The sequence below is a fragment of the Reyranella sp. GW821-FHT12G01 genome, assembly GCF_058806575.1.
In genome coordinates, this window is the sequence record NZ_JBXAPV010000002.1 from 1 (window position 1) to 18,594 (window position 18,594).

The 18,594-nt window shown below is 65.9% G+C and carries 19 protein-coding genes; 8 read left to right on the forward strand and 11 right to left on the reverse strand.

The window, feature by feature from the left end; all coding sequences use genetic code 11:
- The 3 genes from AC1RP5_RS19495 to AC1RP5_RS19505 all read right to left on the reverse strand — a co-directional run.
- On the reverse strand, positions 1 to 341 hold a 341-nt coding region (locus tag AC1RP5_RS19495; RefSeq protein ID WP_493113441.1), incomplete at its 3' end, for a hypothetical protein.
- A 596-nt stretch (positions 342 to 937) separates the two neighbouring features.
- Positions 938 to 1,693, reverse strand: a complete 756-nt coding sequence (locus tag AC1RP5_RS19500; protein WP_493113442.1) for an SDR family NAD(P)-dependent oxidoreductase — start codon at positions 1,691 to 1,693, stop codon at positions 938 to 940.
- 15 nt (positions 1,694 to 1,708) lie between these two features.
- Positions 1,709 to 2,686: an NADPH:quinone oxidoreductase family protein gene (locus AC1RP5_RS19505; protein ID WP_493113444.1), complete on the reverse strand. Its 978-nt coding sequence runs from the start codon at positions 2,684 to 2,686 to the stop codon at positions 1,709 to 1,711.
- 107 nt (positions 2,687 to 2,793) lie between these two features.
- Between AC1RP5_RS19505 and AC1RP5_RS19510 the strand changes: the two genes are divergently transcribed.
- The 4 genes from AC1RP5_RS19510 to AC1RP5_RS19525 are packed head-to-tail and all read left to right on the forward strand — an operon-like array spanning position 2,794 to position 5,875.
- Positions 2,794 to 3,249, forward strand: coding sequence for a MaoC family dehydratase (locus tag AC1RP5_RS19510; RefSeq protein WP_493113446.1), 456 nt, complete (start codon positions 2,794 to 2,796; stop codon positions 3,247 to 3,249).
- Between the two features lie 7 nt (positions 3,250 to 3,256).
- Positions 3,257 to 4,120 carry an HpcH/HpaI aldolase/citrate lyase family protein gene (locus AC1RP5_RS19515; protein WP_493113448.1) on the forward strand — a complete coding sequence of 288 codons (864 nt, stop codon included), beginning with the start codon at positions 3,257 to 3,259 and terminating at the stop codon, positions 4,118 to 4,120.
- Positions 4,117 to 4,743: an exopolysaccharide biosynthesis protein gene (locus tag AC1RP5_RS19520; RefSeq protein WP_493113450.1), complete on the forward strand. Its 627-nt coding sequence runs from the start codon at positions 4,117 to 4,119 to the stop codon at positions 4,741 to 4,743. The genes AC1RP5_RS19515 and AC1RP5_RS19520 overlap by 4 nt, the downstream gene beginning before the upstream one ends.
- Positions 4,744 to 4,765: 22 nt before the next feature.
- Entirely contained in the window at positions 4,766 to 5,875 is a 1,110-nt protein-coding gene (locus AC1RP5_RS19525; protein ID WP_493113452.1) for an aromatic ring-hydroxylating oxygenase subunit alpha, read from the forward strand.
- Here the strand turns inward: AC1RP5_RS19525 and AC1RP5_RS19530 are convergent.
- The 3 genes from AC1RP5_RS19530 to AC1RP5_RS19540 are packed head-to-tail and all read right to left on the reverse strand — an operon-like array spanning position 5,872 to position 10,193.
- The gene (locus tag AC1RP5_RS19530; RefSeq protein ID WP_493115222.1) at positions 5,872 to 7,038 is read right to left on the reverse strand and encodes an acyl-CoA dehydrogenase family protein; all 1,167 of its coding nucleotides are present in this window, start codon (positions 7,036 to 7,038) and stop codon (positions 5,872 to 5,874) included. The two genes, AC1RP5_RS19525 and AC1RP5_RS19530, sit on opposite strands and share 4 nt — an antisense overlap.
- 10 nt (positions 7,039 to 7,048) lie before the next feature.
- Entirely contained in the window at positions 7,049 to 7,969 is a 921-nt protein-coding gene (locus tag AC1RP5_RS19535; RefSeq protein WP_493113453.1) for a glutamate cyclase domain-containing protein, read from the reverse strand.
- The gene (locus AC1RP5_RS19540; protein WP_493113455.1) at positions 7,950 to 10,193 is read right to left on the reverse strand and encodes a CHASE2 domain-containing protein; all 2,244 of its coding nucleotides are present in this window, start codon (positions 10,191 to 10,193) and stop codon (positions 7,950 to 7,952) included. Before AC1RP5_RS19540 ends, AC1RP5_RS19535 begins: the two co-directional genes overlap by 20 nt.
- Positions 10,194 to 10,265: 72 nt before the next feature.
- Between AC1RP5_RS19540 and AC1RP5_RS19545 the strand changes: the two genes are divergently transcribed.
- From AC1RP5_RS19545 to xth, 4 genes are all read left to right on the forward strand, one after another.
- Positions 10,266 to 11,162: a DMT family transporter gene (locus tag AC1RP5_RS19545; protein WP_493113456.1), complete on the forward strand. Its 897-nt coding sequence runs from the start codon at positions 10,266 to 10,268 to the stop codon at positions 11,160 to 11,162.
- Positions 11,163 to 11,211: 49 nt separating this feature from the next.
- Positions 11,212 to 11,544 carry an iron-sulfur cluster insertion protein ErpA gene (erpA, locus tag AC1RP5_RS19550; RefSeq protein ID WP_493113458.1) on the forward strand — a complete coding sequence of 111 codons (333 nt, stop codon included), beginning with the start codon at positions 11,212 to 11,214 and terminating at the stop codon, positions 11,542 to 11,544.
- Between the two features lie 145 nt (positions 11,545 to 11,689).
- Entirely contained in the window at positions 11,690 to 12,670 is a 981-nt protein-coding gene (locus AC1RP5_RS19555; RefSeq protein ID WP_493113459.1) for a Bug family tripartite tricarboxylate transporter substrate binding protein, read from the forward strand.
- A 40-nt stretch (positions 12,671 to 12,710) separates the two neighbouring features.
- Positions 12,711 to 13,499 carry an exodeoxyribonuclease III gene (xth, locus tag AC1RP5_RS19560; RefSeq protein WP_493113461.1) on the forward strand — a complete coding sequence of 263 codons (789 nt, stop codon included), beginning with the start codon at positions 12,711 to 12,713 and terminating at the stop codon, positions 13,497 to 13,499.
- Between the two features lie 70 nt (positions 13,500 to 13,569).
- On the opposite strand, the gene AC1RP5_RS19565 is transcribed toward xth, so the two are convergent.
- The 5 genes from AC1RP5_RS19565 to AC1RP5_RS19585 are packed head-to-tail and all read right to left on the reverse strand — an operon-like array spanning position 13,570 to position 18,585.
- Positions 13,570 to 14,337 carry an SDR family NAD(P)-dependent oxidoreductase gene (locus tag AC1RP5_RS19565; protein ID WP_493113463.1) on the reverse strand — a complete coding sequence of 256 codons (768 nt, stop codon included), beginning with the start codon at positions 14,335 to 14,337 and terminating at the stop codon, positions 13,570 to 13,572.
- 16 nt (positions 14,338 to 14,353) lie between these two features.
- Positions 14,354 to 15,607, reverse strand: a complete 1,254-nt coding sequence (locus AC1RP5_RS19570; RefSeq protein ID WP_493113465.1) for a class I SAM-dependent RNA methyltransferase — start codon at positions 15,605 to 15,607, stop codon at positions 14,354 to 14,356.
- A 19-nt stretch (positions 15,608 to 15,626) separates the two neighbouring features.
- Complete coding sequence (locus AC1RP5_RS19575; protein ID WP_493113467.1) at positions 15,627 to 16,628, reverse strand: asparaginase; 1,002 nt, start codon at positions 16,626 to 16,628, stop codon at positions 15,627 to 15,629.
- Positions 16,625 to 17,332, reverse strand: coding sequence for a PP2C family protein-serine/threonine phosphatase (locus AC1RP5_RS19580; RefSeq protein ID WP_493113469.1), 708 nt, complete (start codon positions 17,330 to 17,332; stop codon positions 16,625 to 16,627). The genes AC1RP5_RS19575 and AC1RP5_RS19580 overlap by 4 nt, the downstream gene beginning before the upstream one ends.
- A 17-nt stretch (positions 17,333 to 17,349) precedes the next feature.
- Positions 17,350 to 18,585: a cytochrome P450 gene (locus AC1RP5_RS19585; protein ID WP_493113471.1), complete on the reverse strand. Its 1,236-nt coding sequence runs from the start codon at positions 18,583 to 18,585 to the stop codon at positions 17,350 to 17,352.
- Between the last annotated feature and the right edge of the window lie 9 nt (positions 18,586 to 18,594).

Sequence of the window (18,594 nt, forward strand, 5' to 3'; positions counted from 1 at the left end):
TCGCCGCCGGCGCGGTCGAGGCGGCGGTCGATCAGCGGCTCGAGCATCGCCTTCTGGCGCGGGCCGATCGCTTGCGCAAGGTACCGGTCCTTCAGTTCAGCCAGAAGCGGAATGGTCCCGGCGATGCCGGCCAGCGCCGCCTCGGGGTCGCGGCCCGCGAGGCCCGTCGCCGGGTCGGTCACCAGGCCGCGCACCTCGCCCGCGAACCGGGTGTCAAGCTGCCGCGCGACCATCTCGTCGGCCTGAAGGCCCAGCGGATGGTCGTCGCCCAGCTCGTTGCGCGGCCATGACTCCGCGGCAGGCGCTGCCGAAGGCAGCCCTTCTGTCTCGATACTTGCCATGTCGGTCTCCGTTCCGCGGCCCATCGGTGCCGGCGGTCGCGTCGAAAAGGGAAGCGGCCGACGCTCGCCGCGGGGTCAACCTTCCGGGCGGTCGGCGCTCAATGGCCGCGACAAGGCACGCGGCAACAGGGCCGGCGACAACGAAGGATGGGCAGTATCACCGCCACGGCCATCAAATGATCCCAAGGGTATCTCTCCTGTGAGAAGCGAGCCCTCAGGTTGCTGATGAACCGGACTTTGATTTTGCAAGCGGGAAATCTGAAGAGAACCGCCGACTGGAATCGATACGGCCGGAGCCTGGCGATGGCTAGCCTGCGGAACGGATCGTCGGCTGAAGGACGTGAAGGCTCTGTTGCTTGCGGGTTCCGCCCCAGCCCTCCATGGCGTAACCGGTGGCGCTGCCTCGATGAGCGAATGAAACAGCGCAGCAGATTCTTAAAAAAAGCTTCGCCACACTCGTAGCCGGAGGGACTTCCGCAAATGGACAAAGGACGGCGAAATGATCCTCCGCTATCCGCGACTGTGTCTGTTCCAACATGCTGCCCAGGCGGCTTCTCACGCCCGCCCGGCTTGGAGACTTCAGGCTGGCTTGCGTCTCAGGTGCGCAAGGTGAGGCCGCCGTCGACCACCAGCTCGTGGCCGGTGATGAAGTCGGCGTCATCGGAGGCCAGCAGCAGCGCGCCGCGGGCGATGTCGATGGGCTGGCCGAGCCGGCGCAGCGCCGCCTTCTTCTCCCAGACTTCGCGGATTTCCGGCTTGTCGAAATTGGTCCGCGTCATGCCGCTGTAGATGGCGCCCGGGCAGACATAGTTGGCGGTGATGTTGAACTTGCCCAGTTCCAGCGCCAGCGTGCGCGTGAGCCCGCCGACGCCGGCCTTGGAAGCGCAATAGGCCGCGAGGCCGTAATCCGTGTCGAAGGCCATGACCGAGGCCGTGTTGACGATGCGCGCCCGGCCCCTTTCCCGCGCCCTGAGCTTCAGGGCGGGAATAGCCTCGCGGCAGAGCCGGAACATGCCGCGCACGTTGACGGCGTTCACGCGGTCCCACATGTCGTCGGTCATCTCCTCGACGAAGGCGCGGCCGCTGACACCGGCATTGTTGAACAGGATGTCGAGCGCGCCGAACTTTTCGAGCGCGGCGGCGACGATCGTCTTCGGCGCATCGTCGCCCGTGATGTCGGCCGCGAACGACGCGATCGACTTGTTGCCGGCATGCGCCGTGTCGATCGCCGATTCCGGCCGGTCGACTGCCAGTACCTGTGCGCCCTCCTCGGCGAACAGCTTGGCCGAGGCCTCGCCGATGCCCGAAGCGGCGCCCGTCACGATCGCGATCTTGCCGGACAGTCTACCCACGCGAGCCTCCTGCCCTCAGGCGACTTCGATGATGACCTTGCCGGTCGCCTTGCGCGACAGCAGGGCGTTCATGGCGTCGGCCGCCTTCTCCAGCGGGAAGCGCATGGAGATGTGCGGCTTCAGCTTGCCTTCGCCGTACCACGCCAGCATCTCGTCGAAGTTCTTGCGGGCCTCGGCGGGTTCGCGGCCACGCCAGGCACCGTAGAACACGCCGCGCACGTCGCAGCTCTTCAGCAACGCGAGGTTTGCCGGCAGCGAGGGGATGCGGCCCGCCGCGAAGCCGACCACCAGCAGGCGGCCGTACCAGGCGATGCAGCGCACGGATTCATCGAAGGCGTCGCCACCGACCGCGTCGTAGATGATGTCCGCGCCGTTGCCGCCGGTCAGCTCCTTGACCTTGTCGCGCATCTTCTCCTTGGCGTAGTTCACGAACATCGTCGCGCCGTACTTCTTGCAGATCTCCATCTTCTCGTCGGAGCCGACGGCGGCAATGACCTTCAGGCCCATGAGCGCGCCCAGCTCGACCGCCGTGAGGCCGACGCCGCCCGAGGCGCCGGTAACCAGCAGCGTCTCACCGGGCTTGTAGCTGCTGCGCTGCTTCAGCGCATAGTACGAGGTGCCGTAGGTCATGGTGAACGCCGCACCATCCTCGTAGCTCATGTTCTTCGGCATCGGCAGGAGCTGGATCTGGTCGACTACGGCTTCGGAGGCGTAGCCGCCGCTGCCGATCATGCCGATCACGCGATCGCCGACCTTGTAGCCGGTGACGCCCTCGCCGATCTCGGTGATGTCGCCCGCGATCTCGTGGCCGGGCGCGAACGGGCGCGGCGGCTTGAACTGGTACTTGTCCTGGATGATCAGCGTGTCGGGGAAGTTGACGCCCGCCGCCTTCGTGGCGACGCGCACCTGGCCCTTGCCGACCGGCTTGGACGGCAGTTCGACCAGCTTCAGGCTTTCCGGTCCGCCCGGCGTTTCGCTCAGCATCGCGCGCATCGTCTCACTCCCCATTTCGGTGTTTCGTCCTGTGGCGTCATTGATACGATGGCGAGCCGGCCAGCGTCCATCCATGCTAGGAAGGATCGACTTCCGCGAGGAGAAAGATGGCAGGGCTTTATTACGAGGACTTCACCGTCGGCCGCGTGTTCGAGCACGAATGGACGCGCACCGTGACCGAAATGGACAATGTCCTGTTCAGCTCGCTCACCATGAACGTGCAGCCGCTGCATCTCGACGAGGAATTCGCCTCCAAGACCGAATTCGGCCAGCGCATCGTGAACAGCCTGTTCACGCTCGGACTGATGATCGGCATCACCGTGAACGACACGACGCTCGGCACGACCATCGCCAATCTCGGCATGACCGACGTGCGCTTTCCCAAGCCGGTCTTCCACGGCGACACGGTGAGGGTGCGAACCAAGGTCGTGAGCCTGCGCGAGAGTAAGTCGCGGCCCGACGCCGGCATCGTCGAGTTCGCCCACACCGCCATCAACCAGCGCGACGAGATCGTGGCTGAGTGCACTCGCCAGGCGCTGATGCGCAAGAAGCCCAGGAGCTGAGAGACAGATGCGTTCCTTCCTGTTCGTCCCTGCCGATTCAGAGCGCAAGCTCGCCAAGGGTCCCGCCTCCGGTCCCGACGGTCTAATCCTCGACCTCGAGGACTCCGTCGCCACCGATCGCAAGATGGTCGCGCGCGACATGGCGCTCGCCTATCTCAAGAGCGCAAACCGCGCCGGTCCCAAGCTTTATGTGAGGGTCAACGCACTCGACACCGGCCTCACCCTGGGCGACCTCGCTGTCGTGATGCAGGGCAAGCCCGACGGCATCGTGTTTCCGAAGTGCGTCGGCCAGGCCGATCTCGACCTGATGTCGAACTATCTCGATGCACTCGAAGCGCGCGAGGGCATCGAGCGCGGCGCAACCCGCATCCTCACCATCGCCACCGAGAGCGCCGCCGCGATCCTGGCGCTCACCGCCGCGCCCGCGAAGCACGCCCGCCTGATGGGCCATTCCTGGGGCGGCGAGGATCTGATGGCAGATCTCGGCGCGCTGGCGAAGGGCCCCTCGCCCGGCGTCTATGACGACACGTTCAAGCTCGCACGCACGGTCAACCTGATGGCCTCGGTCGCGGCAGGCGTCACAGCCTACGACACGGTTTATCCCGACATCCGTAACGTCGAAGGCCTGCGCGCCGAGGCACAGGATGCGCGCCGCATGGGATATGGCGGCAAGATCGCCATCCATCCCGACCAGGTCGCAATCATCCACGACGTCTTCACGCCGACCGAAGCCGAGATCGACTGGGCCAACCGAGTCATCGCGACGTTCGAGGGCAATCCCGGCGCCGGCGTCCTCACCATGGACGGCAAGATGCTCGACAAGCCGCATCTGGTGCTGGCCCGCCGCCTGGTCTCGCGGAAGGGTGGATGAAGGATAATTTCGGCCTTTTAACAACGCTCGACGAACTGTTCAGCGGAGACCGCAATTCGGTTCTCACGTTGAACGAGTTCCTCGAAGGGTTTGCGGGCCGTTCATTCGCCTTCGCCGTCCTCGCGATAAACATCGCGAACATCATTCCGACCGGCATTCCGTGGCTGTCGACGATCACTGGCGTGCCGATGCTCTACATCGTTGCGCAATACTTTGCCGGACGGCCGGTTCCATCGCTGCCGCTGATGATCGGCAAGCGTGGTCTGCCGCGTGGCAAGCTGCAGCATTTCCTCGCCCGTGCGCGCCGCTTCATTCAGTGGCTCGAGAACACCGTCCACGCGCGTTACGAATGGTGGGTGAACGGTTTGCCGCGCCGGCTGCTGTTGCTCGCGTGGGCGGTCGACATATTGATCCTCGCGTTGCCGATTCCCTTCGACAATTTCTTCCCCGCCTGGGCGATCCTCTTCTTCTGTTTTGCCCTGATCGAAGATGACGGTTTAATGGCCATGCTGGGATGGCTGCTGACGGCCGTAACTGCCTGCTGGACCGTGTTTTTATTGATGGTCGGCCATGCCGCAATCACGGCCGCAATTTCGACGCTGCGAGGGATTATCTTCGGCTAGCTACCAACCAAGAGCTGCCGCCATGACTTTGATCGTTGATACCTCCCCCAGCCTGCTTGCCGCCCTCGGTCGTGGTGAGTCCCTTCCGGCCCGTTGGTACACCGATCCTGGAGTCACCGAGCGCGAGATCACGCACGTCTTCCGCAAGAGCTGGAACTATGTCGGCCCACTGTCGCAGCTCACCGAGATCGGTGACTACGTGACCGGCTATGCTGGCGGCGTGCCCGTCGCGGTCGTGCGCAACGAGAACGGCCTCGCCGGCTTCGTGAACGTGTGTCGTCATCGCCGCCACGAAGTCATGAAAGGCCGTGGCAATGCCAAGAGCCTGCAGTGCGGCTACCACGCCTGGACCTACGATCTGACAGGCGGGCTGCGACGCGTGCCGCGCTCGCAATCGGAGCCAAACTTCAATCTTGCCGATTTCCCGTTGCTGCCGATCCGCGCCGAAGCACTGGGACCGTTCATGTTCGTCAATCTCGATGCCGAGGCGCCGAGCGTGAAGTCCTGCTACGGGCCGGTGCTCGACCTGATCGCCGAGAGCGGCGTCGTGCTCGACACGCTTGTGCATTACAGCCGCGAGGAGTGGCAGTCGAATTCCAACTGGAAGACGATGCTCGAGAACTATCTCGAATGCTACCACTGCGCCGTGGCCCATCCCGGCTTCAATGCCGCGATCGACGTGCGGCCCGACGTCTACACGCTGAAGACGCACGGCTACTTCTCGAGCCAGACCGGCGAGGTGCGGCCGGCGGCGCTCGAGGGAAAGAGCAAGATCAAGCTGTACGACGTCTCAGGCGCGGTGGCGCAGTCGCAGTATCACTTCCTGTGGCCCAACGTGACGATCAACATCAATCCGGGTTTCCCGAACCTGTCGATCGACGTCTGGACCCCGGACGGCCCCAATGCAACCAAGGGCTTCTCCGAGCAGTTCTTCGGGCCGGGCGTCAGCGACGACTTCGCCAAGTCGCTCGTCGCCTTCAACAAGCAGGTCGCGGCTGAGGACGATGCGCTGACGGACTCGGTCCAGCGTGGGCTGCTGGGCGGGATTCCCGACACGGGCCGGTTCCTGACCAACAGCGAGCATCTCGTCATCCACTTCCAGCGGATGATCGTCGAGGCTGTCGGCGGCTAGTAGGACCGCGGCAGCCCCAGCACATGCTCCGCGACGAAGTTCAGGACCATGTTGGTCGAGATCGGGGCCACCGTGTAGAGGCGCGCTTCGCGGAATTTGCGCTCGACGTCGTACTCCTCGGCGAAGCCGAAACCGCCATGGGTCTGCACGCACATCTCGGCGCAGGCCCATGAGGCTTCCGACGCCAGCATCTTGGCCATGTTGGCCTCGGCGCCGGCATTGATGCCGGCCTCGTACATCGAGGCCGCCTTGCGCACCATCAGGTCCGCGGCCTCGATCTGCGTGTAGGCACGCGCGATGGGATACTGCACGCCCTGGTTCTGGCCGATCGCCCGGCCGAACAGCTTGCGCTCCTTGGCGTAATTCACCGCCTTCTCGATGAACCACTTGCCGTCGCCGATGCACTCCGAGGCGATCAGCACGCGCTCGGCGTTCATGCCGGAGAGGATGTAGCGGAAGCCCTGCCCCTCCTCGCCGATCAGGTTCTCGGCCGACACTTCCATATTGTCGAAGAACACTTCGGTGCTGTTGTGGTTCATCATCGTGCGAATCGGCCGGATCGTGAGGCCCTTGCCCAGCGCCGAGCGCATGTCGACCAGGAACACCGACAGGCCATCGGTCTTCTTCTTGGTCTGGTCGCGCGGCGTGGTGCGGGCGAGCAGCAGCATCAGGTCGGAATGCTCGGCGCGGCTGGTCCATACCTTCTGGCCGTTCACGACGTAGGTGCTGTTGTCCTTCTTCACCGCCGTGGTGCGAAGGCTGAGCGTATCGGTGCCGCTCGACGGCTCGGTGACGCCGAAGGCCTGAAGGCGCAGCTCGCCGGTGGCGATCTTCGGCAGGTAACGTTCCTTCTGCTCCTTGTTCCCGTGCCGCAGCACGGTGCCCATGATGTACATCTGGGCGTGGCAGGCGGCGGCGTTGCAGCCGGCTTTGTGGATCTCCTCCAGCACCGCGCTCGCGGCCGAGATGCCGAGGCCCGCGCCACCGTATTCCTCGGGAATCAGGATCGACAGCCAGCCCGCCTCGGTCAGTGCCTTCACGAAGGCGGTCGGATAGCCGCGCTCGCGGTCGAGCTCGCGCCAGTAGGCGCCGTCGAACTTCAGGCAGAGTTGGCGGACCGCGTCGCGGATTTCGGGATGTGTCGGAGCGTAGGGATTTTCCATGGCGCGCAAGCTAGTCCGCGCCTTCTCCCCGTGCAATGCGACCAAGCTTGTCGACCAGCGGGCCGTGAATTTCCGGTCCGAAACCGTCCACGGTGGCCTGGCGCAGCGCCGTCACCCCGTCCACCGCGCCCGCTTCCTTGACGATCGTGTCGGTTACGAAGAAGTCCCGTTCCGCCGTCAGGAATTTCGCGATGGTCGGCGCCCAATCCGGCCGCAGGACGGCGAGCGCCGCCATCAGCCCGTAGGCGCCCCAGTTCGAGACGCCGGCGACCACGAGATGGTCGCACGAGGTGACGCAGGCGATCTCCGCGCCGTTCGGCACGTGCTTCGCGATCAGACCGGCCGGCAGCTTGCCCATGCCCACTTCGTTGCCTCCGTCGCCGACCGCGAGCTTCGCCCAGTCGCCGCCCTCGAACAGCGAGTCCAGGGGCAGCGTCCAGGGCGAGACGTCGACGCCCCGCATGTTGCGCGGCTTGCCGTCGGCGCTGCGCCCGCAACGTTCGATGGCCACGACATGGGTGAGCTTGTCCTGTCGCCAGATGTTGACCTGCGCGTCGATCGCGCCGTCGTCGCCGAGCACGATTTCGTCGACGGTCACGTCCTCGCCGGTCGCCTTCACGGCCGAGCGAACGGCGCCGACGCTCGGCGTGTCGACGGCAATGCGCGCCGGCACGCCGCAGGCCGCGAGAGCCGCCGCCAGCAAGGCCGTTCCCACCGGACCATCTGTCTCAGGTGCCGCCACGTCACCGCGCGGCACGAAGAAGCCAGTGATCAGCCCGACCCTCGTCGCCGCGGCCAGCGACGTCGCGGCGTCCGCCAGCCCGCCGCGATTGGCGTCGATCAGTTCCTGCGTCTTGCGGCCGACATCGCGGCACACCAGGGCCTCGATCGCGGCGATACGGCGGTCCTGCTCACTTGTCCTTGGCGACATAAACTCCCTTCCAGTCCACCGGCGAATCGTCGATCAGGTCGTCGAGCCGCCCGCGCATCATCTGATAATAGGTCTGCCGCCATCCTGCCGCCGCGGCCGCCGCCTCGCAGGCCGCGATCATCTCGATCGCCTCGGCGAAACCGCCGGTGCGATAAAGTGCGAGGAACTCGTCCTGCTGTTTGAGCAGCGCACGATAAGCAGGCGTCTGCGACACGGACGCGTCACCGAGCAGCACGAACACGCGCTCCGGCTCGGTCTTGCCCTTCACCGTGACGAGGTCGATCTCCAGGGTCGCGTAATCCTCGACCTCCTCGCGCGTCTTGCGGCCGATGATGATGCCGACACCGTAGGTCTTGCACTGGCCTTCCAGGCGCGACGCCAGGTTCACGTCGTCGCCCAGGCACGAATAGGTGAAACGCTGGGTCGAGCCGAAGTTGCCGACCGACGCGAGGCCGGTGTTCAGGCCGACGCCGATATTCACCGGTATGTGCTTGCGCCCTTCAGCTTCAGCCTCGGCCTTCCATTCCTCGTTCAGCACGGCCAGCCGGGCCTGCATGGAGAGCGCCGCGTCGCAGGCGCGCGCGGCATGGCGCTCGACCGGCAAAGGCGCGTTCCAGAACGCCATGATGGCGTCGCCCATGTATTTGTCGATCGTGCCCTTGAGCCCGAGGATCAGGTCCGTCATCGGCGTCAGGAACCGGTTCATGAACCGGGTCAGACCGTGCGGGTCGAACTGCTCGGAGATCGTCGTGAAGCCGCGCACGTCGGTGAACATCACCGTGATCTCGCGCTGCTCGCCGCCGAGCTGGAGAAGGCTCGGGTTGCGGGCGAGCTGTTCCACCAAGTCGGGCGACAGGTACATGCCGAAGGCGCCGCGGATCTCCGCCCGCTCCCGCTCCGTGCGCATGAAGGCAAGCGCCGTGCCGCCGACATAGATCGCGGCGAACGTGACCGGCGGATAGATCGGATCGAACAGCAGGTGATACTTCGAGTAGGCGATCCAGGGCACGACCAGCCCGATGGCGATGAAGATCGCCGCCACGACGGCCATCTTGCCGGCCGACAGCCGCGGCAGCAGCACGACCAGCAGCAGGCCGACGACCGCCAGATAGAGGAACTCCGCACCGTCGGCATAGTCGGGCCGCGCCAGGAACTTCTGCTCCAGCATCTGCTCGGCAAGCTGGGCGTGAAGCTCGACCCCGGGGACCGCATCCTGCACCGGCGTGTTGCGCAGATCCTTCAAGCCGATCGCGCTGGTGCCGACGAAAATGATGTGCCCTTCGATCTTTTCCGGTGGGATCTCGTCCTTCATGACGGCCCGGGCCGAGATGAAGCGCTCCTCCTTGTGGCCGGTGTCGTAGACCACGAGCCTGCCACGCCCGTCGGTCGGCACTTCGAGGTTGCCGGTCTTGATCGCCACGATGCCGGTCTTCTCGCCGAACGACATCTCGCCGCTCGCGCCCGACGACTTGATCAGATAGGACGACGCCTCCTGCGCCACCCGCAGCGATTCGATCGACAGCGCGGGAAAGAGGCCATCGTATCCGGCCACCCGGAAAAGCATCGGCACGCGGCGGATCACGACGCTGTCGACGTCGGTGTTGACGCTGCCATTGCCCTTGGCCGCGGCCTCGAGGATGTCGATGGATTTTACTGTGCCGCCCTGCTGCGGCAGGAACTGGCTGGGTTGGTCACCGGCGAAAGCGACGCCGTGGAAGGTGCGAGGTGGCTTCCCGCCACCCTTCACATCGAAGCCGAAGCCCGTGACGACCCTCGACTGGGCCATGGCGTCGGCCAGCACCTTGTCGTTGTCCTGCACCGCCGCGGCGAGCTTCTGCACCGTCTCGGGATCGGTGAAGGCCACCAGGTCGCGCACCATGCGGCTGATCGAGGAGCGGTCGGGCTCGGCGAAGACGGCGTCGAAGGCCACGACGACGGCGCCCTTCTCGGTGAGCTTGTCGACCAGGCGCGCGATGATCGTGCGAGGCCACGGCCACTGGCCGTATTCCTGGAGGGCGGCCTCGTCGATGTCGACGATGCGCACCGGCGTCTCGGGATTGTAAGTGCGCGGCTCGATGCGCTGGTAGCTGTCGAACGCGAAGTCGCGGATACGGGTGACCGCCGCGGGGTCCATGTAACGCAGCGTGAGAGCGCCCAGCAGGGCGATGAACGCGATGAATACCGGCGCACGCGGCGCATTGATGCAGCGCAACAACCAACTCATGCGCCCGTGATCCCCCAGTCCCCCAAGAAGTTCACTTTACAGGGGATGATGCGCGAGCCAAATAGCGCAACCTTGCCGCACGCTCCCAGCCAGACCGCACTGCACGGCATCTACTTCAAGATGAGCGCCCTCGTGCTCTTTTGCACGATGGACGCGATGGTGAAGGGTCTGGGCGGCACCTACGGCTCCTTCCAGCTCATGGTCTTCCGCAGCGGCGTCGCCCTGATCCCCGTTGCCGTGATGATCTGGCATGCTGGCGGACTGAAGATGGTGCGCAGCAACCGGCCCTGGCTGCAGGCGCTGCGGGTCGGCATCGGCTTCGGCAGCATGTTCGGCTACTTCTATGCCTTCCCGCGCATGCCGCTGGTCGACGCCTACGCGATCTCCTTCTCCGCCCCGCTGTTCATGGTCGCGCTGTCCGTCCTGATCCTTCGCGAGCCGGTCGGCTGGCGGCGCTGGACCGCTGTCGGCGTGGGCTTTGCCGGCGTGCTGATCATGCTCGATCCCTGGGGCATCGAGTTCCACGTCGTCTCGCTGGTCATCCTGGCCGCGACCTTCTGCTACTCGCTCTCGACCGTGATGGTCCGCCTGCTGAGCCGGTACGATCTCGACGTTGTGACCCTCTTCTGGTTCGCCCTGGTATGCAGCGCCATCTCGCTCGCCTGCGCCATCCCCGAGTGGAAGTGGCCGCCCCTGATCGACTGGGTCTGGTTGATCACCCTCGGCCTGTTGGGCGGCGTCGCCCAGATCCTGATCACCCGGGCCTGGCGGCTGGCGCCGGCTGCGATCCTCGCGCCCTTCGACTACTCCTCGATCATCCTGGCCGTCGCCTTTGGCTACCTGTGGTTCAAGGAGCAGCCCTCCTGGACCATCTGGTACGGCCTGCCGCTGGTCATGGGATCGGGCCTCTACATCCTGCACCGCGAGCGCGTCAGGGCCCGGGAGCGCCATAAGGCCCTGATTTCCTAGGGTTTTTGTCGGGATTGACGAATCGCCCCGCCAACCACATCTTGTGGGTATGACCGACACCACCTTCTCCGTGACCCCCAACGCGGCCAAGCGGATCGCCTTCCTGGCTTCCAAGGAGCCCAAGCCCGTCATGATGCGGGTGGCGGTTCTGGGCGGCGGCTGCTCGGGCTTCCAGTACAACTTCTCCTTCGAGGAAGCGCGCAACGAGGACGACCTCGTGATCGAGCACGACGGCGCCGCCGTCCTGGTCGACAGCACCTCGCTCGAGTTCTTGAAGGGCAGCCAGCTCGACTATGTCGAGGAAATGGTCGGCTCGGCGTTCCAGGTGAAGAACCCGAACGCCACCTCCTCCTGCGGCTGCGGCAACTCGTTTAGCGTTTAAGCCGAGTAAAGCTCGGCTGCCGAGCGTCAGGACATCGCGAAGCGATGTCCGGGAGCGCCGAAGGAAGCCCTGTGTCCGCGTGGCGGCTGCGCCTTCTTCTGCCCTGACGGACCGGCTGATAGCGTCCGGCCGACAGGGAGTTCCCATGAACGTCGGACGACGCGCTTTCACCTTCTCGGCCACAAGCCTTCTCGCCGCCCCTGCCAGTGCGCAGGAGACCTGGCCGTCGCGGCCCATCACGCTGGTGGTGCCCTATCCGCCGGGCAATGCCGCCGATGTCAGCGGCCGCATTCTGCTCGAACCACTGGCAGCGCAGATCGGCCAGCGCTTCATCATCGACAATCGCGCCGGCGCCTCGGGCATCATGGGCAGCACGACGGTCGCCCGCGCCGCCCCCAACGGCTACACGTTCCTTCTCACCTCCAACTCGCCGATCGCCAGCGGCCCCTGGGTCACGAAGAACGCGCCCTATGTCATCGAGCGCGACTTCACGCCGATTGCCGGCATTGCGAAAGGCCCCCTCGTCCTGCTCGCCGCGTCCGACGTGCCCGTCAGCAACACCGCCGAGTTCATCGCCTACGTCCGCGCCAATCCCGGCAAGCTGAGCTACGGCTCGTTCGGCCAAGGCAATCTCAACCACCTGATCATGGAAATGCTGCGACTGCGCGCCGGCCTCGACATGATCCACGTTCCCTATCGCGGCAGCGGCCCGGCGCAGCTCGATCTTGCCGCCGGTCGCATCCAATTCATGTTCGACGGCGCCCCTGGCGCGCTCGCCCGCATCAAGGCCGGACAGGCCAAGGGCATCGCGGTTTCGAGCCTGAAGCGCTCGCCCGTTCTTCCCGACATGCCGTCGCTCGCCGAATCGGGCGTTCCTGAGCTGCGCGATGTCGATGCCGGCGGTTGGATCGGCCTGTTCGGTCCCGCCCACACGCCGGCACCCGTCGTCGACCGAATGAACGGCGCCTTCCAGGTCATCGTCCCCGCCGCGCAGTCCAGCCTGCGCGATCAGGGGCTGGAAGCCTTCGAGACCCACACGCCGGCCGACTTCGCGGCCTTCGTGCGCGCCGACAGCGAGAAATGGCGGCAGGTCGTGCTGGAAGCGAAGATCGAGCCGCAGGACTGAGGCGTGCTATGAGGGCGGGAACAGAGGGCAGCCCGAACCGATGAAGATCGCGACCTGGAACGTAAACTCCGTCCGCAAGCGCACCGGCAATCTGGTCTCGTGGCTCGAAAGCGCCCAGCCGGACATCGTCGTGCTGCAGGAGATCAAGGCGCAGGAGGCGACGTTCCCGACGCTCGAGATCGAGGCCGCCGGCTACAAGGCGGCGATCGTCGGCCAGAAGGGTTTCAACGGCGTCGCGTTCCTGTCACGGCATCCGTTCGACGTGACGGCGCGTGCCCTGCCCGGCAACGCCGAAGACGAACAGGCGCGTTATGTCGAGGGCCGTGTTCACACGCCGCGCGGGCCGCTGACGGTCGGTGGGATCTACCTGCCCAACGGCAATCCGATCACCACCGAGAAGTTCACCTACAAGCTCGACTGGATGAAGCGACTGCAGAAGCACGCCCGCGAGCTGCTGGCGCGCGAGGAGATGTTCGCGCTGTGCGGCGACTACAATGTCTGCCCGACCGAGATGGACGTCTACGATCCCAAGGCCTTCGCCAACGATGCGCTCTGTCAGCCAGAGTCGCGCGCGGCCCTGCGCAGCCTGCTCAATCTCGGCCTGACCGACGCCGTGCGCGCCTTCCACGCCGACAGCGAGTGCTACACCTTCTGGGATTATCAGGCCGGCGCCTGGCCAAAGGGCCACGGCCTCAGGATCGATCACCTGCTGCTGTCGCCGCAGGCCGCCGACCGCCTGACCGCGGTCGGCATCGACAAGGCCGAGCGCGGCAAGACGGAGCCGTCGGATCACGTCCCCGTCTGGTGCGAACTGGACGTCGCGGCTTAATTGGTCTTCGGACCGCGGGTCTCCAGACCCGCCTCATGAGCGGGCCTGGAGGCCCGCGGTCCAATGAGCCCTACTCCGCGCCCGCGCCGATCACGCCGCCGTCGGCGATGATGCACTGGCCGCAGACGAAATTGCCGGCCTTCGAGGCCAGGAACACCGCCACGCCGCCGATGTCGTCGGGCTGGCCGATGCGCTTCAGCGCCGCCTTGCCTTCCTGCGCCGCGCGGATCTGCGGGTTGTCCCACAGCGCTTTGGCGAAGTCGGTCTGGATCAGGCCGGGCGCGATCGCGTTCACACGGATGTTGTGCTTGCCCCACTCCATGGCGAGCGACTTCACCAGCGAGAGGTCGGCCGCCTTGCTCATGTTGTAGGCCGCGATATGAGCCGAGCCGACCAGCGCGCCGATCGACGAGACGATAATAAAGGCGCCGTCCTTCCGCTCCGCCATCTCCGGACCGACCATGTTCATCAGCCAGAGGTTCGACATCACGTTGTTCTGCATGATCTTCTGGAACACCTCGTCCTTCAGGCCGGTGAGCGGGCCGAAGTACGGGTTGGACGCGGCATTGCAGACCATGATGTCGATGCGGCCATAGGCCTTGCGAGCCTCGGCGACGAGGTTCTCAAGCTGGGCCTTGTCGGAGATGCTGGCGGCGACGGCGGTCGCTTCACCGCCCTTGGCCTTGATGCTCTTCACCACTTCTTCGCAGGCCGGAAGCTTGCGGCTGGAAACGACGACCTTGGCGCCGTGCGCGGCCATCTGCTCGCAGATCGAGCGGCCGATGCCGCGGCTGCCGCCGGTCACAACGGCCACCTTGCCGGAAAGGTCGAACATCATCGGTCGTCTCCTCGATTCATTTGGTCAGCAACGCAATGAGCTCAACATGCGCCGACCAGAGGAATTGGTCGATAGGCATGAGTTTCTCCAGTCGGTACCCGCCATCCTGCAAGGCGCGGACATCGCGGGCGAAGCTGCCGGGATCGCAGGAGCCGTAGACCACCCGCTTCACCTTCGACGCCGCGAGTTCGGCACACTGCGCCGCCGCACCGGCGCGCGGCGGATCGAGCACGACGGCGTCAAAGGCTTCGAGTTCCTTGACCGTCAGCGGATTGCGAAAGAGATCGCGCAAATGCGCGGTCACGCGATTGGTGGCGGTCTTGCGCACCGCGGCATCGACGGCGGCGACTGCCGGCTTGTCGCTCTCGAACAGGCTCGCCTTGCCGGACTTGCCGAGCGACAGCGCGCCAATGCCCGCGAACAGATCGGCGATGTGCGCGCCCTCGCCCGCCCAGGCCGTGACGCCCGCTCGCATCACCAGCTCAGCCCGCTTGGTCGCCTGCAGGAAGACACCGGGCGGCAGCTCCACACTCGTGTCGCCCAGCACCAGCAGCGGTGCGCGGCGCACGACGATCGGCTCGGCCTTGGCGCGGTCGCCCCAGCTCACGCGGGCAAAGTCCGCACTCTCGGCCATCGCGATCAGCGCCTCGCGAATGGCGAGCGTCGCCTCGAAGCGCTTGTGCGGGCGGATCAGGACATCGAGGCCGGTGTCGGACTCGTTGATGATGGCATCGGCGGATGTTCCATCGCGCAGGATACCGGCCATCGCCGATCTCAGGGTGGCGATCGCGGCGTTGATTTTCGGCCGGGCCACGACGCAGGTGCCGACGTCGACGACGTCCTGGCTCGCGCGTTCGTGGAAGCCGGCAACCACCCGCTTGCCCTGGCGGCGCAGCACGATGTCGGCGCGGCGGCGCGCGGCGGGCTCGCAGGTCACCGGCGCCTCGAAGCGCGGCGCTTTTACGCCACGCTGCGCCAGCGCCTTGGCGATCAGCTCGCTCTTCCAGCCCGTGTAGATGTCGCGCCGCCAGTGCTGCAGGGCACAGCCGCCGCAGATTCCGAAATGGGCGCAAGGCGGCGTCTCGCGGTGCCGCGACGGCGCCAGCACTTCGAGCAGATCGCAGACGATGCCGTCGCCCCGCTTGTCGCGCGGTTCGGCTTCGACCGTCTCGGCCGGCAGGCAGTACGGCACGAAGAAGCGCTTGCCCTCGAGGTCGGCAACGCCGTCGCCGCGGGCACCGACTTCGAGGATGTCGAGCGTGATGCTCACAATGTGATCCCGGCGGGCCTCAGCCCAGCCAGCTCTTCGCTGGCCTCATCTCGCCGACCAGCAGGCCGACCACGTTCTTGATCGGCGGATGCAGGACCTCGTCCTTCTGCCCGGCCGGCAGGACGCCTAGATGATCGAGCAAGGTCGCCATCGCGACCTCGGCCGCACGACCCGCGCCGTCCCAGACCTTGAGCGCGACGCCGAGACCCAAGGTCGGCAGCATGCCGCAGAACACGCCTTCGGCGCCGGTCTTCACCTGGATCACGCCGGGCGCGGCCTCGTTGATGCGCGTGCAGAAGCGGCCGCTGCCGGCGACCATGAAGGGCTCGGCGTTCATCGCCTTACGGATGCGATTGGCAGCATCGGCCCGCTTGCTCGACAGGCGCGACGGATCGGCCATCGATGCCATCGCCTGAGCCAGGCTCTTCAGTGGCGTGGCCAGCGTCGGGATTCCGCAGCCGTCGGTACCGTGGGCGAAGCTGTTGGCGTCAAGTCCGCAAAGATCGCTCATCGTCTCGCGCAGGCGGCGCTGCACCGGATGGTCGTACTTGATGTAGCCCTTGGTCGGCTCGCCGTACTGGACGGCGGTCGTCAGGAAGCCGCTGTGCTTGCCCGAGCAGTTGTTGAACGCGGCCGTCGGCAGGGCGTTGGCACGGGCCAGCGCTTCGATGCTCGTCTGCAGCCGCGGCGCATGCGTGCCGCATTCGAGATCGGCTTCGCTCAAGCCCACCTTGGCGAGCCACGCACGAACCGTCTCGACATGCCGCGTCTCGCCGCTGTGCGAGGCGCAGGACAGCGCCACATGCTCATCGCCGAGCCCGAAACGCTCGACGGCGCCGCTTTCGACGAACGCCATCGCCTGGATCGGCTTATTGGCCGAGCGCGGCAGGATCACCGAATCGATGTCGCCCCACGACTCCACAACGGTGCCGTCGGCTTTCACGACGGCGGCAATGCCTTCGTGCCGGCTTTCGACGACGGGGCCGCGCGTGACTTCAATGACAACAGGACCCCGGCTCATCGCGCTCGCTCCAATTTGACCACTGTGATGTTGTCCTGATGTTCCTTAGCCGCCGCCAGCACCGCCGCGATGACGCGGTCAGCCGGTAGGGCGGCCTGCGCCAGGATCTGCGGCATCGTCAGGCTTTGCACGCCGTCGCTGCACACCAGGAGCCTGGCATCCGGCCCGAGCCGGCGGCTTCCCTTGTCGATCAGGGTCAATGGCTCACCCATCACCGCCTCACGCAGCGTGTGCCGCCCCGGATGATGCTCGGCCTCTTCTTCGGTGAGCATACCGCGCGCGACTAGCGCATCGATCTGCGGCGCCATCGAATGATCGGCGTTCAGGCGTTCGATCTTCCCGGCTTCGACCAGATAGAAGGGCGAATCGCCGACGCTGATCCAACGCACCTCGTCGCCGCGCAGATGGGCGGCGACCAAAGTCGCGCCCATGCCGTTCAGTTCCGGCTTGCCGACCGTCCCCTTGCCGACCGCCTCGTTGGCGTCGTGAAGGCCGTCGGAAAGGCCGCCGCCCTGCTCGACCGCGTGGATGAACGCCTCGACCGCGAGCCGGCTGGCGACCGCGCCGCCGGCATGACCGCCCATGCCGTCAGCCACCACCGCCAGCAGCGATCCGTCTCCGAGCGTCACCAGACGCCAACTGTCTTCTTGATACGGGCGGGCACCCTGATGTTGGTCGCCCTCGCCCCGCCAGCGCGTCGCCATGACTAGTGCCGCATCCTCTAGTGCCAGACCGCCGGAAGCTTGCTGAGGCCGCGCAGGGTGAAGCTGCGCCGCCAGGCGGGCTTGTCGATTTCGGGAAGCCTGAGATTGGGCATGCGCTCGATCAGGGCGGTAAAGACCAGCTCGGCTTCCAGGCGCGCGAGCTGGGCACCCAGGCAATAGTGGATGCCGCCGCCGAACGACATCGGCCGTATGTTCTGCCGTTCGACATCGAGACGGTCGGGATCGGGGTATTGCGCGGGATCGCGATTGGCCGCGCCCAACAGGCAGACCACGCTCTCCTTTGGTCCGATCTTCACGCCGCTCAGTTCGGCTTCGGCGTGGGTTACGCGACCGGTGAGCTGGACCGAAGAATCGTAGCGCAGCAGCTCATCCATGGCATTGGGGATCAGCGACGGGTCGGCTTTCAGCTTTTCCCACTGGTCGGGATTGCGATGCAGGGCCAGCAGGCCGTTGCCGATCAGGTTGGTGGTCGTCTCGTGCCCGGCGCCGAACAGCAGGCCCATATTGGCCTGCAGCTCTTCGGCCGAAAGCTTGTCGCCAGCCTCTTCCGCCTTCACCAGTTCACTGGTGAGGTCGTCCTGGGGATCGCGGCGGCGCAGCTCGCAGAGCTGGTTGAAATAGACCCCGGCCATCTGCGTGTTGTGGTTGGCCTGGTCGAGTTCCTCACGGCTCATGGGAACCGGTTCGAGGATCCGACCGTTGACGTTGCTGCCGGCCAGGAACGGCGCGCGATGCTCCTCGGGGATTCCCAGCATGTCGCAGATCACGATGACCGGCAGGCGATGAGCCAGGTCCCGCATCACATCCATCTCGCCCTTGCCGGCGACCCGATCGAGCTGTTCGTCGACCAGCGCCTTGATGCGCGGGCGCATGTCGGCGACGCGACGGGCCGTGAAGGCCTTCGTGACCAGCCCACGCAGGCGGGTATGATCGGGCGGATCCTGCACCAGCATCGTGTTCGCCAGGCTCGCGACGGCGGGCTCGTTCAGGCGGTCATCGCCGTAGCGGCGGCGCATGTTGCCGGCGAAGTCCTTGCCGAAGCGCCTGTCGCGAAGGACGAGCGCGATATCCTCGTAGCGCGTGATCAGCCAGAAGCCCTGCGGTGTCTTCAGGACGGGCGCCGCCTCGCGCAGCCGTCGATAGAACGAGTAAGGATCGGCGATGAAGGCCGGATCGAGCGGGTTGAACGCGAGGTCCTTCGCGGATGCGGCGGGCTGGGCGATGGTGTCCATCCTCACCCT